Below are 12,499 nucleotides of genomic sequence, written 5' to 3' on the forward strand. Positions count from 1 at the left end.
CTTCGCCGATACAGCGTACCCGCGCTCCGCGCGGGCCCCTTCCCTCTCCCCCCGCAAGCGGGCGGAGAGGGAGGAAATGCCGGCCCGGTATCACTTTCTCGATCTAGGCGGCGATGCGCAGCGGGGTGTCGGGCCAGGGCGCCGTCAGCAGGGCACGCAGCAGACCGGCGAGGCCGCGCGGCACGAAGGTGTCGCGCGAGGCGGCGATCTCGTCGACCGACCACCAGCGCAGGCCGCGGAAGCTGTCGCGCTCCGACTCGTCGAGCGCGGTCGGGGCGGCGTCGAAGGCCGGCACGCGCAGCGCGAAGACATGGGCCACCGTGTCGATCGTCTCGCCGTCGCGCTCGATCGCGCGCTCGCCGGTCCAGACGTGCCGGCCGATTTCGCCGAGGATCAACCCCGTCTCCTCGCGGATCTCGCGCCGCAAGGCGTCCTCGAAGCTCTCGCCGTCATGCAGCGAACCGCCGGGGGTGACCCAGAAGCCGGGTCGCGCCGCGCCGCCGCCGTCGAGCCGGATGCGCTTGCCCGCCAGCTTCACCAGCAGCACGCGGTCGGCGGGATCGATCAGCAGCGCGCGGGCGGAGCGGATCGTCCGCATGTCAGCGGTCGAGGAAGATCGGCGCCGGCGGATGCTCGCCGCGCAGCACCGCCGGCAGCAGCCGCGCCAGCTCGAACGGGATGAAGCGCTCGTCCGAGGCCGCGATCTCGTCGAGGCTCCACCAGCGGAAGCCGCCGAAGATGCGGCGCTCGGCCTCGTCCATCAGCGACAGGTCGGGCTCCAGCGCGTCGACCCGCAGCGGGAAATAGCGCGCGCGCGACAGGATCGGCGCGCCGTCGCGCATCAACCGCCGCTCGCGCGTCCAGATCCACGGGCCGATATCGGCGGGCGCGAGATCGAGCCCGAGCTCCTCGCGCGCCTCGCGGATGGCGGCGCGCTCGTGCGTCTCGCCGGGCTCCAGCCCGCCGCCGGGCGTCGTCCAGAACGCGTAGGGCAGCGGCAGCGACGGATCGACCACGTCGCCGCCGGCGTAGCGGAACAGCAGGGCGCGGTCGCGCGAATCGACGACGATCAACCGGGCGGCGTCGCGCACGCGCATGGCGGCGGTCCAGCGCGCCGCTACCTGCCGCGCAGCAGCCGCGCGGCGTCGACGGCGCCGTAGGTCAGGATGCCGTCGCAGCCGGCGCGCTTGAACGACGACAGCGTCTCCATCAGCACCTTGTCCCAGACCAGCCAGCCGCGGTCGGCGGCGCCGCGCAGCATCGCGTACTCGCCGCTCACCTGGTAGGCGTAGGTCGGCACGCCGAAGGCGTCCTTCACCCGGCGCACGATGTCGAGATAGGGCAGGCCGGGCTTGACCATCACCATGTCGGCGCCCTCGGCGATGTCCATGCCGACCTCGCGCAGCGCCTCGTCGGTGTTGGCGGGGTCCATCTGGTAGGTCTTCTTGTCGCCCTTGAGCGCGCCCGAGCTGCCGATGGCGTCGCGGAACGGGTTGTAGAACGCCGACGCGTACTTGGCGGCGTAGGACATGATCTGCACGTGCGCGAAGCCGGCCTTGTCCATCGCCTTGCGAAAGGCGCCGATGCGGCCGTCCATCATGTCCGACGGCGCCTGCACGTCGCAGCCGGCCTCGCTCTGGACCAGCGCCTGCTTGATCATGACCTCGACCGACTCGTCGTTGAGGATGATCCCGTCGCGCACGATGCCGTCGTGGCCGTCGCTGTTGAACGGATCGAGCGCCACGTCGCAGACGATGCCGATGTCGGGCACGGCCTTCTTGGCGGCGCGGATCGCCCTGCATACGAGGTTGTCGGGGTTGTGCGCCTCGCGCGCGTCCGGCGTCTTGGCGGCGGGATCGACCTCGGGGAAGATTGCGACGGCGGGGATGCCCAGATCGCGCGCCATGCGCACGGCGTCGACGAACAGGTCGACGCTGAGGCGGTCGACGCCGGGCATCGAGGCGACGGCGGAGCGCGCGTTGACGCCCTCCTGCACGAACACCGGCCAGATCAGGTCGTCGACCGTCAGCTTGGTCTCGGCCACCAGCCGGCGCGACCAGTCGGCGCGCCGGTTGCGCCGCATGCGCGTGGTCGGGAACGAACCGAGGGTGGTGTGGCGCTGCGACATGGAGCTCTCCGGGGGGCCGCCGGCGGTTATAGGCCGCCGCCGCGGCGCGTCAACGCGTTACCTACCGTCCGGTCCGCACCCGGCGCAGGAAGTAGGCGTTGGGCCGGGTGCCGTCCGACATGTAGCCGCACAGCGCCGCGGCCAGCACGCCGTCGGCGGCGACGTTCACCAGCACCGGCCACATCATCGAGAACAGCACGGCGCCGCCGTTCGCGCCGTATTGCTGCGAGACGAGGACCTGTCCGCCGATGGTGAACAGCAGCCGCAGCACCATCCAGACGACCACGCCGCCGATCAGCACGGTCGGCGTCGAGCGCGCCCGCGCCATGGTCATGATCGCGAAGACCAGCGCCAGCAGCGTGACGAAGGCTGTCGGCACCATGAACAGCGTCGTCGCGAGTCCCTGGCCGCGCCCCATGCCGCCGGGGCCGACCGTCAGGAACAGCCAGGCGTTGAACACCGTGACGACCGCCATCGCCACGACGACGGCGATCGCGAGCGCGAACATCGCCATCAACGCGCCGCCGAGGCGGGCCTCCGGCATCGTCGCGGCTTCCTGCGGGGTGAGATCGCGCCACATGTCCAAGCTCCGGATCGGTAGGTCGTCCAACGCGGCGCGATCCTAGACGCTCGCCGCCCGCGTTGACAGGGGCGACGGCCGACCGCTCAATCCGCCGGCGCCCAGACGCGCGATGCGTACGATTGATCGAAGGAGCGCCGGCGATGCGTGGGGCGATGGGCGTGGCTCTGGCGGCGGCGCTGCTGACGGCGCCGGCGATGGCGCAGGGCGGCGGGCTGACGGGGTACTGGCAGGGCAAATACGATTGCGCGCAGGGCGTCACGGGGGTGACGCTGACGATCCGCGAAACGATGGACGCCGAGGCCGAGGGATTGTTCCTGTTCTACGCCGTGTCCGAGAATCCCGGCGTGCCCACGGGCTGCTACCGGCTGCGCGGCCGCTACGATCCGGCGACGCGCGAGGTGCGGCTGGTGAGCGACGAATCGCAATGGCTGTGGCGGCCGGAGAACTACGTCACGGTGAACTTCGTCGGCCGTATGGAGGCGTCCGGCGGGCGCATGCGCGGCATCGTCGAGGGCCCGGGCTGCACGGCGTTCGATCTCCGCCGCGTGGCCGACGCGCCGCCGGCGCCGGAGCCGTGCACGCGGGCGATGCATCTGTCGCGGCGCGGCGGGGGTGGCGGCGCGCTCGCCGCGGTGGCGCCGCCGGGAGCCGGCGGCGTTCGTTGACTCGAAGGGGCCCGGCCCTATGATCCGCGCGCTTTTGGCGGGGGGACGATGGATTTCACCCTGAGCGAGGACCAGGCGGCGTTCCAGCAGACGGCGCGCGCCTTCGCGGTGGAGCGGATGCTGCCGCACGCCGCGGCCTGGGACCGCGACAAGGTCTTTCCGGTCGAGACGCTGCGCGCGGCGGCGGCGCTGGGATTCGGCGGCATCTATGTCGGCGACGACGTCGGCGGCACCGGCCTGACGCGGCTCGACGCCGCGCTGGTGTTCGAGGAGCTGGCGGCGGCCTGTCCCTCGACCGCCGCCTACATCTCGATCCACAACATGTGCGCCTGGATGATCGACCGCTTCGGCGAGGACGCGCTGCGCCGGCGCGTGCTGCCGAAGCTCATGACCATGGAGCACTTCGCCAGCTACTGCCTGACCGAGCCGGGCGCCGGCTCCGACGCCGCCGGCCTGCGCGCGCGCGCCACGCTCGACGGCGACCACTACGTTCTGAACGGCGCCAAGGCGTTCATCTCCGGCGGCGGGCGCAGCGACGTCTACGTGACGATGGTGCGCACCGGCGGCGAGGGCGCCGGCGGCGTCTCCTGCCTGGTGGTCGAGAACGGCACGCCCGGCCTGTCGTTCGGCAAGCAGGAGGACAAGCTCGGCTGGAACAGCCAGCCGACGGCGGCGGTGATCTTCGAGAACTGCCGCGTGCCGGTCGCCAACCGGCTCGGGCCGGAGGGCCACGGCTTCAAGATCGCGATGATGGGCCTCGACGGCGGGCGCATCAACATCGGCGCCTGCTCGCTGGGCGGCGCGCGCGCCTGTCTGGAGACCGCGTCGCGCTACGTCGTGGAGCGCAAGCAGTTCGGCCGGCCGCTGGCGGATTTCCAGGCCACCCAGTTCAAGCTCGCCGACATGGCGACCGAGCTGGAGGCGGCGCGTCTGCTGATCCACAAGGCGGCCATCCTGCTCGACGCCAAGTCGCCGGACGCGACGCAGGCCAGCGCCATGGCCAAGCGCTTCGCCACCGACGCGGGCTTCCGCATCGTCAACGAGGCGCTGCAGCTGCACGGCGGCTACGGCTACCTCAAGGATTTCCCGATCGAGCGCTACCTGCGCGACCTGCGGGTGCACCAGATCCTCGAGGGCACGAACGAGATCATGCGCGTGGTGATCGCGCGCCGGCTGATGACCGGCGCGTGAACAGGCGCGGAAATTCCAGGAAGGGACAAGGCACGTGAGCGTGGATTCCGAGATTCTGTTCGAGGTGGTCGACGGCGTCGGCGTGATGACGCTGAACCGGCCGAAGGCGCTCAACTCGCTGTCGGTCGGCATGATCCGCGAGATGGAGCGGATGCTGCCGGTGTGGGAGAGGGATCCCGCCGTCAAGGCGGTGGTGGTGCGCGGCGCCGGCGACAAGGCGTTCTGCGCCGGCGGCGACGTCGCCTTCCTCGCCCGCGAGGCGCGCGACAATCCCTCCGGCACGGGGCGGCGCGACTTCTTCCGCGAGGAGTACATCGTCAACCGGCGCATCTACCGCTTCGCCAAGCCGTGGATCTCTCTGATCGACGGCATCGACATGGGCGGCGGCGTCGGCCTGTCGGTGCACGGCACCTACTCGGTCGTTACCGAGAAGTTCCTGTTCGCCATGCCGGAGACGGCGATCGCGCTGTTCCCCGACGTCGGCGGCGGCTATTTCCTGAACCGTCTGCCGGGCGCGCTGGGCGTGTTCCTGGCGTTGACCGGCCACCGCCTGAAGGCGGCCGACGCGCTGTGGGCCGGCATCGCCCAGGCCTACGTGCCGAGCGCGAAGCTGCCGGCCGTGATGTCGGCGCTGGCGGGCGCGACGTTCTCCGGCCCGCCGACGGCGCGCGCCGTCGACGCCGTGGTCGCGGGGCTGGCCGAGGATCCCGGTCCGCCGTCGCTGCCGGCGATGATGGAGGACATCGACCGCTGCTTCTCGGCCGAGACGGTCGAGGAGATCGTCGCCAAGCTGGCGGCCAGGGGCGGCGAGTGGGCCGACAAGCAGCGCGCCGTGATCGGCCGCATGTCGCCGCTGTCGATGAAGATCACGCTGGAGCAGCTCAAGCGCTGCGCCAACCGCTCGTTCGAGGACGTCATGACGATCGAGTACCGCATGTCGCAGGCCTGCATGCGGCCGGGCCACGATTTCTTCGAGGGCGTGCGCGCCGTGCTGATCGACAAGGACCAGAAGCCGAGATGGAACCCGGCGACGCTGGCGGACGTTACCCCGGCGATGGTCGAGGCCCATTTCACGGCGGTCGACAACGATCTATCGTTCGCGTGAGCGGAGGCGGCGCGGCCGCGGCGTCGCGTCCGCGCGCCGGCCGTCGCGCGGCATCCGGAGGTTGAGATGTCCCGTCTGATTCCGATGACGCTCGCCGCGTTGATGTGCGTGTCGGCGGCGTCCGCGCAGGCGCCGCCGGCGCCTGCCGCGAAGCCGCCCGCGCCGGCGGCCCCGGCCGCCACGACCCCGGCGGCGCCCGCCGCCAAGCCTCCAGCGCCAGCGGCGCCAGCGGCGCCCGCGGCGTCCGCCGCAGCGGCGCGTCCCGTCGATGAGCGGCCGATGTATGGCGGCGTCGCGCGCACCGGCGAGATGAAGGCCGCCGACGACAAATTCATCGCCGAGGCGACGGCCCAGCCCGGCGGTCGCGCCGCCGCGGTCGACCGGACCATCGAGGCGGCGTGGAAGGCGCTCCGAGAGGGCGGCGACGCCGCCACCGCCATGAAGCGCTTCAACCACGCCTGGCTGCTCGATCCCGAGGACGGCCGCGCCTACCACGGTTTCGCGACGGTGGCGCTCGAGCGCGACAACGACCCGGCCGAGGCCGAGAAGCTGTTCCGCCGCGCCATGGCCGGGCCGAAGTCGAGCCACGCCGCCTTCACCGATCTCGGACGGCTGTACCTGACCACTAGCCGCGCTGACGCCGCCGTGCCGGTGCTGGTCAAGGCGGTGGCGCTGCCCGACGTGTCGCCCGACGCGCGGGCGCTGCTGGCGATGGCGCGCGCGGAGTCCGGCGACACCGCCGGCGCCTGCGCCGACGCCAAGCAGGTCGGCGCCGCGCACGAGAAGCTGCGCCAGCACGCCGCGGCGATCCTTCGCCTTCCGGGCTGCGCGACTCCCTGACCCGCCGGCGTTGACCCGTCGGTCGGCCACGTGCCAGCTTGCGCGCGGCCCGATGGCCGGATCCGACGGAGTTGATGATGAGTCTCGATGTGGCGCGCGCCGACCTCTGCGTCGGCGTGGTGGGCGCCGGCGCCATGGGCCGGGGAATCGCGCAGGTCTCCGCCCAGGGCGGCATCCGCACGCTGGTCTACGACGCCGCGCCCGGCGGCGCCGCCAAGGCCAAGGCCGCGATCGGCGAGCAGCTCCGTAGCCTGGTCGCCAAGGGGCGGCTTGAGCAGAACGCGTGCGACGCCGCCGAGGCCAACCTGCAGGTCGCCGAGGACCTGATGGCGCTGGCGCCGTGCCATGTCGTGATCGAGGCGGTGTTCGAGGACCTCGAGGTCAAGCGCAAGCTGTTCCTCGAGATCGAGGCCGTGGTCGCCGAGACCACGATCATCGCGTCGAACACCTCGTCGATCCGCATCGCCTCGATCGCCCGCGCGCTGAAGCGGCGCGACCGCGTCTGCGGCATGCACTACTTCAACCCCGTGCCGCTGATGAAGCTGGTCGAGGTGATCCGCGCCGCCGACACCGCGCCGTGGGCGGTCGACGCGATGGTGGCGCTGGGCAAGCGGCAGACCCGCGTGCCGGTGGTGGTGGGAGACACGCCCGGCTTCCTCGTCAACCTCGGCGGCACCGCGATCGGCACCGAGGGCCTGCGCATCTACACCGAGGGCCGGGCCACGCCGTCGCAGATCGACGCCGTGATGCGCGACGCCGGCGGCTTCCGCATGGGGCCGTTCGAGCTGATGGACCTGACCGGCATCGACGTGAACTTCCCGGCGCGCAAGATCATCTACGAGGGCTTCTTCCACGACCGGCGCATGACGCCGAGCCCCTACCACGAGGGCCTGTTCCACGCCGGCCGGCTGGGCCGCAAGACCGGCGGCGGCTGGTACGCCTACGACGAGAAGGGCGGCAAGATCGATCCCGGCGCCGACCTCGCGCCGGCGGGCGCGGCCGCGGCGACGGTCGTGGCCGGCCCCTCGGCCGACTCCGCCGTGCTCGATCTCCTGAAGGCCGGTGGCGCCAAGCTGCTGGAGGCCGACGACGGCAAGTCGCCGATCGTCGTCACGCCGCTGGGCGACGATTGCACGACCGTCTGCGTCGAGAAGCGGCTCGATCCCAAGCGCGTGGTGGCCATCGATCCGACCGGCGCGGTGGCCAAGCGCGCCACCATGATGACCGCGCCGGGCGGCGACACGGCGGCGCGCGACGCCGTCGCCCTGGTCCTGATCAAGGCCGGCGCCAAGGTCACCGCGATCAAGGACAGCCCCGGCTTCGTGCTCCAGCGCATGCGCGCGATGATCGCCAACCTCGGCTGCGAGATGGCGCAGATCGGCATCGCCTCGCCGGCCGATGTCGACACGGCGATGACGCTGGGTCTGAATTATCCGCAGGGTCCGCTGGCGATGGCCGACCTCATGGGCGTCGCGGCCACGCACGGCATCCTGCAGCGCATCCAGGCGATCACCGGCGACGACCGCTACCGGCCCAGCCAATGGCTGCGCCGCCGCGCCCAGCTCGGTCTCGTCGCCGCGACGCCGGAGTAGGGCGGCCGGACCGCGGCCGGCCGCGTCGATGTCGCCGCTCCACACCGCCCTCGCGCTGCTCGTCGCGGTCATCTGGGGTTTGAATTTCGCCGTCATCCGAATCGGGCTGGACTCGTTTCCGCCACTGCTGATGACGGCGCTGCGGTTCGCCGCCGCCGCGCTGCCGGTGCTGTGGCTGCCGTTCCCCAAGGCCGACTGGCGGATGATGCTGGCGCTGGCCGCGACCTGGTACCTCGGCCAGTTCACGTTCCTGTTCAGCGCCATGCATGTCGGCATGCCGCCGGGGCTGGCGGCGGTGGTCGTGCACACGCAGGCGCCGCTGACAGTGCTGTTCGCGCTGGCGATCGGCGAACGGCCGACGCGAAGGCAGAGCGCCGGCATCATCGTCGCGGTCGGCGGACTGGTGGTGGTCGCGGCCTCGCTGGGTGGCGCCGACGCCACCTGGACCGGCTTCGCGCTGGCCTTCGCCGCCGCAGTGAGCTGGGCGACCGGCAACATCCTCGCCAAGCGCGTCGGCGGCGTCGACATGGCGCTGATCTCCTGGCTCAGCCTGCTGGCGCCGCTGCCGGCGTTGGGCCTGTCGCTGGCGATCGAGGGGCCGTCGGCGGTGGCCGCCTCGCTGCTCGGCGCCAGCTTTCTCGGCTGGATGGCGATCGCCTATCTCGCCGCCGCCGCGACCTGGGTCGCGTACCTGATCTGGGGTGGGCTGCTGTCGCGCTATTCCGCCGGCGCGGTGACGCCGTTCGCGCTGCTGGTGCCGGTGATCAGCGCGGCGGTGTCCTACGTCGCGTTCGCGGAGCGCTTCGGTCCGCTGCGGCTGACCGGGATGGCGCTGATCGTCTGCGGCCTGGCGATCCTCGCCGTGCCGGCGCGTCGCGCACGGGCGGCGCGTTGATCGAGCGCAAGGACCGCGCTTGCCGGTGCCGCCACATCAGCGGAAACTCGTGTCCGTCCTTCCATCGAGAGGTCGCCGTGCCGCATCGCCGCTTATATGCCGTCCGCCGGCTCGCCGCGCTAACCGCCGCCGCGCTGCTCGCCGGGTGCGTCACCGCCGCCGAGGAGGGCGTGCCGCCAGCGGGCGCGTTCAACGTCGCGGGCATCCGTGAGGACATGGCCGCCGCCCGGATTCCCGTGAAGGATTTCGACCGCATTTTCACGCCCGTGCCGGCGTTCTACCGCTGGGCGCCGGGCGATGTGCCGGTGGCGCTGAGATTCGCGCCGGGCTTCGCCGCGTCCTGCGCGCGCACGATGACCGCCCGCTTCGACGCCGAGGCCGCCCGTATCGGCCGCGAGACCGGCCTGCGCTACATCCGCGTCGCCGACGCCGCGAAGGCGAAGGTGCTGATGGAGTTCGCCGGCGCGCCGACCAGCGGTCCGGCGTTCCGCGCGCCGGCGCAGCCGACATGGCTGGAGACCTGGAAGAACCCGCCGGCGCAGGGGCCAGAGCGGTGGGAGGGGTGGCAGTTATCCGATCCGGCGACCAAGAGCATCGTGCGCGCCTACGTGTTCCACGGCAAACCGTTCGCGAAGAATTCCAACCGCGACGCGCGCCTGAACGTCTGCCCGGCCGACTACGATTTCAACGACTGGCTGATCCGCATCGGCTGGAAGCGCGAGGACGCGCCGTTGAACTACGGCTTCGAGCAGCGATACGACGAGGCCGGATTGGCGGCCTACGACCGCTTCATGCTGCGGGTGCTGTACTCCGAGGCGGTGAAGCCGGGCACGTCGGGCCGCGACATCGCCGCCGGCCTGCGCAAGGCGCTGGCGGCGAAGTAGCGCGCGCGGCGCGGCGGCCGCCGATTGGCGCGGATATTCATGTTGACGTTTACGTAAAGGTAAACTAGGAGTCCGGCCGTTCCGCCGCTGGACGCGCGGGGCGTGCCGCACCATGGTGCGTGTCCATTCCCAGTCGTCCACGTCCCCATCGGGAGAGTCGTTCTTGTCCGCTCTCAGCGCGCATATCACGCCGGAACACCGGCAATTCCGGGACACCTGCCGCCGGTTCTTCGAGCAGGAGGTCAAGCCGTTCCACGCCCAGTGGGAAGAGGACGGCGTCGTCCCCAAGGCGCTGTGGCGCAAGGCCGGCGAGCGCGGGCTGCTGTGCATGGACGTGGCCGAGGAGCACGGCGGCGCCGGCGCGGACTGGCTCTACAACGTGATCCTGATCGAGGAGCAGGGCCGCGTCTTCGCGTCGGGTCCCGGGTTCTCGCTGCACAACGACATCACCACGCCGTACATCAAGCATTTCGCCACCGCCGAGCAGAAGGCGCGCTGGCTGCCGAGGATGATCTCCGGCGAGATGATCACGGCCATCGCCATGACCGAGCCCGGCATCGGCTCGGACCTGGCGTCGATGGGGACCTCGGCGATGCGCGACGGCGACAACTACGTGGTCAACGGGTCGAAGACCTTCATCACCAACGGCCAGAACGCCGATCTGGTGATCGTCGTCTGCAAGACCGACCCGAAGCTTGGCGCCAAGGGCACGTCGCTGGTCTGCGTCGAGGGCGACCGCGCCGGCTTCAAGCGCGGCCGCAACCTCGAGAAGATCGGCATGAAGGCGCAGGACACGTCGGAGCTGTTCTTCGACAACGTCCGCGTGCCGGCCGACAACATGCTGGGCGGCGAGGGCATGGGCTTCATCCAGCTCATGCAGATGCTGCCGCAGGAGCGCCTCGTGATCGCCGTGCAAGCGATCGCCGCGATCGAGGCGGCGCTGGAGCAGACCATCGCCTACGTCAAGGAGCGCAAGGCGTTCGGCAAGCCGATCATCGACTTCCAGAACACCCGCTTCAAGCTGGCCGAGCTGAAGACCAAGGCCACCGTGGCGCGCGCCTACGTCGACGACTGCGTCGCCAAGCACCTGCGCGGCGAGTTCACGGTCGCGGAGGCGGCGATGGCCAAGTACTGGATGAGCGACCTGCAGTGCGAGATCGTCGACCAGTGCCTGCAGTTCTTCGGCGGCTACGGCTACATGTGGGAGTACCCGATCGCGCGGCTCTATGCCGACAGCCGGGTGCAGAAGATCTACGGCGGCACCAACGAGATCATGAAAGAGATCATCGGCCGCACGCTCTGAGGGCGGCGCCGGCGACCGGACGACACGAGGGAGATGACCATGGCCGAGGCATATATCTACGACGCCGTGCGCACGCCGCGCGGCAAGGGCCGCAAGGACGGTTCGCTGCACGAGGTCACGCCGACCCGGCTGGCGACGACGGTGCTGGAGTCGCTGCGCGACCGCAACCAGCTCGACACGTCGCTGGTCGACGACGTGGTGCTGGGCTGCGTCATGCCGATTGGCGAGCAGGGCGCCAACATCGCGCGCACGGCGGCGATCCGCGCCGGGCTGGCCGAGACGGTCGCCGGCGTCACGGTGAACCGCTTCTGCGCCTCGGGCCTGGAGGCCACCAACATGGCCGCCGCCCAGGTGATGTCGGGCCAGGCGACCGCCGTGATCGGCGGCGGCGTCGAGTCGATGTCGCGCGTGCCGATGGGCTCGGACGGCGGCTCGTGGCCGGTCGATCCCGCCGTGGCGATCCCGCTGTACTTCGTGCCGCAGGGCATCTCGGCCGACCTGATCGCCACCAAGTACGGCATCAGCCGCGACGACGTCGACGCCTACGCCGTCGAGTCGCAGAAGCGCGCCAAGCACGCCTGGGACAAGGGCTACTTCAAGAAGTCGGTCGTGCCGGTGAAGGACCAGAACGGCGTCGACCTGCTGGCCCAGGACGAGTTCCTGCGCCCGACCACGACGATGCAGTCGCTGGCGGCGCTGGAGCCGTCGTTCAAGATGCACGGCGAGGTGATGCCGGGCTTCGACGCGGTGGCGCTGCAGCGCTATCCCGAGGTCGAGAAGATCGTCCACGTGCACCACGCCGGCAACTCGTCGGGCATCGTCGACGGCGCTTCGGGCATCCTGATCGGCAGCAAGGAGTTCGGCGAGCGCTCCGGCCTGAAGCCCCGCGCCCGCATCCGCTCCTTCGCCTCGATCGGCTCGGAGCCGACCATCATGCTGACCGGCCCGGCGCCCTCGACCGAGAAGGCGCTGAAGCGCGCCGGCATGTCGGTCAAGGACATCGACCTGTTCGAGCTCAACGAGGCGTTCGCCGCCGTCGTGCTGCGCTACATGCAGGTGCTCGGCATGCCGCACGACAAGATCAACGTGAACGGCGGCGCCATCGCCATGGGACATCCGCTGGGCGCCACCGGCGCGATGATCCTCGGCACGCTGCTCGACGAGTTGGAGCGCCGCGGCCTGAGCACCGGTCTGGCGACGCTGTGCGTTGGCGCTGGAATGGGAACAGCCACGATCATCGAGCGGGTCTGACCGATCTCCCTTCTCCCCGCGAAGGCGGGGAGAAGGTGGCGCGCCGCGCCGGATGAGGGGCT

Annotated in this window: 13 protein-coding genes; 9 read left to right on the plus strand and 4 right to left on the minus strand. The window is 71.1% G+C overall.

Features of this window, described 5'->3' with window-relative positions; all coding sequences use genetic code 11:
- Nucleotides 1-103: 103 nt before the first annotated feature.
- The 4 genes from IPK81_21700 to IPK81_21715 all read right to left on the minus strand — a co-directional run bounded on the left by IPK81_21700 (nt 104) and on the right by IPK81_21715 (nt 2,708).
- Nucleotides 104-598 carry an NUDIX domain-containing protein gene (locus IPK81_21700; protein ID QQS12099.1) on the minus strand — a complete coding sequence of 165 codons (495 nt, stop codon included), beginning with the start codon at nt 596-598 and terminating at the stop codon, nt 104-106.
- 1 nt (nt 599) lies between these two features.
- Complete coding sequence (locus tag IPK81_21705) at nt 600-1,097, minus strand: NUDIX domain-containing protein (GenBank protein QQS12100.1); 498 nt, start codon at nt 1,095-1,097, stop codon at nt 600-602.
- Nucleotides 1,098-1,117: 20 nt separating this feature from the next.
- On the minus strand, nt 1,118-2,128 hold the full coding sequence (hemB, locus tag IPK81_21710; protein ID QQS12101.1) for a porphobilinogen synthase: 1,011 nt from the start codon (nt 2,126-2,128) through the stop codon (nt 1,118-1,120).
- A 61-nt stretch (nt 2,129-2,189) separates the two neighbouring features.
- Nucleotides 2,190-2,708: a hypothetical protein gene (locus tag IPK81_21715; protein ID QQS12102.1), complete on the minus strand. Its 519-nt coding sequence runs from the start codon at nt 2,706-2,708 to the stop codon at nt 2,190-2,192.
- A gap of 143 nt (nt 2,709-2,851) precedes the next feature.
- Here IPK81_21715 and IPK81_21720 point away from each other — a divergent pair, with 143 nt between their 5' ends.
- The 9 genes from IPK81_21720 (at nt 2,852) to IPK81_21760 (ending at nt 12,437) form a co-directional block, all read left to right on the plus strand.
- Nucleotides 2,852-3,376 (plus strand): hypothetical protein, encoded by a 525-nt coding sequence (locus IPK81_21720; protein ID QQS12103.1) that lies wholly within the window; start codon nt 2,852-2,854, stop codon nt 3,374-3,376.
- Between the two features lie 48 nt (nt 3,377-3,424).
- Nucleotides 3,425-4,567 carry an acyl-CoA dehydrogenase family protein gene (locus IPK81_21725; GenBank protein QQS12104.1) on the plus strand — a complete coding sequence of 381 codons (1,143 nt, stop codon included), beginning with the start codon at nt 3,425-3,427 and terminating at the stop codon, nt 4,565-4,567.
- A gap of 34 nt (nt 4,568-4,601) precedes the next feature.
- Complete coding sequence (locus IPK81_21730) at nt 4,602-5,672, plus strand: enoyl-CoA hydratase/isomerase family protein (GenBank protein QQS12105.1); 1,071 nt, start codon at nt 4,602-4,604, stop codon at nt 5,670-5,672.
- 66 nt (nt 5,673-5,738) lie between these two features.
- Nucleotides 5,739-6,512, plus strand: coding sequence for a hypothetical protein (locus IPK81_21735; GenBank protein QQS12106.1), 774 nt, complete (start codon nt 5,739-5,741; stop codon nt 6,510-6,512).
- Nucleotides 6,513-6,589: 77 nt separating this feature from the next.
- A complete protein-coding gene (locus IPK81_21740; protein QQS12107.1) occupies nt 6,590-8,104 on the plus strand; it encodes a 3-hydroxyacyl-CoA dehydrogenase in 1,515 nt (504 codons plus the stop codon).
- A gap of 28 nt (nt 8,105-8,132) precedes the next feature.
- Nucleotides 8,133-8,999, plus strand: coding sequence for an EamA family transporter (locus IPK81_21745; GenBank protein ID QQS12108.1), 867 nt, complete (start codon nt 8,133-8,135; stop codon nt 8,997-8,999).
- A gap of 77 nt (nt 9,000-9,076) precedes the next feature.
- A complete protein-coding gene (locus IPK81_21750) occupies nt 9,077-9,883 on the plus strand; it encodes a hypothetical protein (GenBank protein QQS12109.1) in 807 nt (268 codons plus the stop codon).
- A gap of 112 nt (nt 9,884-9,995) precedes the next feature.
- On the plus strand, nt 9,996-11,186 hold the full coding sequence (locus IPK81_21755; protein ID QQS12110.1) for an acyl-CoA dehydrogenase family protein: 1,191 nt from the start codon (nt 9,996-9,998) through the stop codon (nt 11,184-11,186).
- Between the two features lie 39 nt (nt 11,187-11,225).
- Nucleotides 11,226-12,437, plus strand: a complete 1,212-nt coding sequence (locus IPK81_21760; protein ID QQS12111.1) for an acetyl-CoA C-acetyltransferase — start codon at nt 11,226-11,228, stop codon at nt 12,435-12,437.
- Nucleotides 12,438-12,499: the final 62 nt, after the last annotated feature.

The sequence above is a fragment of the Rhodospirillales bacterium genome, assembly GCA_016699855.1.
In the GTDB taxonomy this organism is placed as follows: domain Bacteria; phylum Pseudomonadota; class Alphaproteobacteria; order Reyranellales; family Reyranellaceae.

What these genes read in the sequence shown, in the direction of transcription:
- IPK81_21700 (QQS12099.1), bottom strand. Translation starts at nt 598, where the DNA reads ATGCGGACGATCCGCTCCGCCCGCGCGCTGCTGATCGATCCCGCCGAC.
- IPK81_21705 (QQS12100.1), bottom strand. Translation starts at nt 1,097, where the DNA reads ATGCGCGTGCGCGACGCCGCCCGGTTGATCGTCGTCGATTCGCGCGAC.
- hemB (QQS12101.1), bottom strand. Translation starts at nt 2,128, where the DNA reads ATGTCGCAGCGCCACACCACCCTCGGTTCGTTCCCGACCACGCGCATG.
- IPK81_21715 (QQS12102.1), bottom strand. Translation starts at nt 2,708, where the DNA reads ATGTGGCGCGATCTCACCCCGCAGGAAGCCGCGACGATGCCGGAGGCC.
- IPK81_21720 (QQS12103.1), top strand. Translation starts at nt 2,852, where the DNA reads ATGCGTGGGGCGATGGGCGTGGCTCTGGCGGCGGCGCTGCTGACGGCG.
- IPK81_21725 (QQS12104.1), top strand. Translation starts at nt 3,425, where the DNA reads ATGGATTTCACCCTGAGCGAGGACCAGGCGGCGTTCCAGCAGACGGCG.
- IPK81_21735 (QQS12106.1), top strand. Translation starts at nt 5,739, where the DNA reads ATGTCCCGTCTGATTCCGATGACGCTCGCCGCGTTGATGTGCGTGTCG.
- IPK81_21740 (QQS12107.1), top strand. Translation starts at nt 6,590, where the DNA reads ATGAGTCTCGATGTGGCGCGCGCCGACCTCTGCGTCGGCGTGGTGGGC.
- IPK81_21745 (QQS12108.1), top strand. Translation starts at nt 8,133, where the DNA reads ATGTCGCCGCTCCACACCGCCCTCGCGCTGCTCGTCGCGGTCATCTGG.
- IPK81_21755 (QQS12110.1), top strand. Translation starts at nt 9,996, where the DNA reads ATGGTGCGTGTCCATTCCCAGTCGTCCACGTCCCCATCGGGAGAGTCG.
- IPK81_21760 (QQS12111.1), top strand. Translation starts at nt 11,226, where the DNA reads ATGGCCGAGGCATATATCTACGACGCCGTGCGCACGCCGCGCGGCAAG.